This is a genomic window from Mycobacterium sp. 1165178.9 (genome assembly GCF_001673555.1).
GTDB lineage: Bacteria > Actinomycetota > Actinomycetes > Mycobacteriales > Mycobacteriaceae > Mycobacterium.
In genome coordinates this window covers 1-737 of the sequence record NZ_LZMB01000454.1, presented here as the reverse complement: position 1 = coordinate 737, position 737 = coordinate 1, and the positions used below count along the sequence as shown (strand labels likewise).

Annotated in this window: 1 protein-coding gene; it reads left to right on the top strand. The window is 70.3% G+C overall.

Going from position 1 to position 737, the window contains the following annotated elements; all coding sequences use genetic code 11:
• Window positions 1-486: aminotransferase class I/II-fold pyridoxal phosphate-dependent enzyme (locus A5652_RS19330; protein WP_156745432.1), on the top strand; the 486-nt coding region annotated here is incomplete at its 5' end.
• Between the last annotated feature and the right edge of the window lie 251 nt (window positions 487-737).

Below are 737 nucleotides of genomic sequence, written 5' to 3'. Positions count from 1 at the left end.
CTGCACCCCTCGGTGTGCGACGGCGACCACACCGGCCTGATCGCGATCCATTCTTTGTCGAAGAGCTCGTCGCTGGCCGGGTACCGGGCCGCGTTCGTCGCCGGGGACCCCGAGCTGATCGCGGAGCTGTTGGCCGTCCGCAAGCACGCCGGGATGATGGTGCCGACGCCGGTGCAGGCGGCCATGGTTGCCGCCCTGGACGACGACGCCCACGAGCTGGCTCAGCGGGCGCGCTACGAACGGCGCCGCGCGGCCCTGCTGCCCGCGCTGCGTTCGGCCGGCTTCGCCATCGACCATTCCGAAGCCGGCCTCTATCTGTGGGCCACGCGCGGTGAGCCATGCCACGACAGCGTCGCCTGGCTGGCGCAGCGCGGCATCCTGGTGGCGCCGGGTGATTTCTACGGGCCGCGCGGTGCCCAGCACGTGCGGGTTGCGCTGACCGCCAGCGACGACCGGATCGCCTCCGCCGTGCAACGGCTCGCCTAGCCGAAAGCCCGCACCGTCCGGGCGCCCGAGCGTGCACAATGCATCGGAGGCGTTTGTTCCCTGGGTAAGGACGGTGCTAGTGACCAGTTCGACCGGCAAGCTGCGCATCCCGCTCTCGCTAGGAGACATCACCAAGCGGGTGTTCCTGGGCAAGCCGCTGATCACCGAGGATATCGCCTCCGATGCATTGTGCACGCTCGGGCGCCCGGACGGTGCGGGCTTTCGGCTAGGCGAGCCGTTGCACGGCGGAG